The organism is Ahrensia marina, from assembly GCF_001293565.1.
Classification (GTDB): Bacteria; Pseudomonadota; Alphaproteobacteria; order Rhizobiales; family Rhizobiaceae; genus Ahrensia; species Ahrensia marina.
This window is the reverse complement of the sequence record NZ_JXMU01000057.1, coordinates 1-407: the sequence shown is the minus strand read 5'-3', so window position 1 is coordinate 407 and position 407 is coordinate 1. Positions and strand designations below refer to the sequence as shown.

Genomic DNA, 407 nt, shown 5'->3' with positions numbered 1-407 from the left:
AGGCGCATACGGTGCGCGCTGCGATCAGCGGCCTGCGTAGAAAGGGTTTTGAAGTTTCACGGACGAAGGCGAAGAAAACTGGAGAGACGGTCTATGCGATTGTCGGTACCAAAAGCAGCGTAGCCGAGACTGAGGCATCGAACGCGCCAGCTGCGGAGATGGTTTGATGCTTGGGGTGGAAGAACAGCTCAACATTTGTGTGGGCGTCAACTTGGCCACGGGATCACGCCGCAAATCGCGTACCGTTGATCTAGCTGCAATAGAACGACTTAACCGCGAAGACAGTATCGAACTCTGGCAGCAGATGTTAGAGAAAGCGCCGCCTAAATACACGTCGCTGGAATTCATGCGCAAAGCGCTGGTCTATGAGGCGCAGGTCAAAGCGTTTGGCGGTCATTCAAACGCTG

At 54.5% G+C, this 407-nt stretch carries 1 pseudogene; it reads left to right on the top strand.

Annotated elements, in window-relative coordinates:
- Positions 1-166: 166 nt before the first annotated feature.
- Positions 167-407 (top strand): annotated as a pseudogene (locus tag SU32_RS17010) (hypothetical protein); the annotation flags it as partial.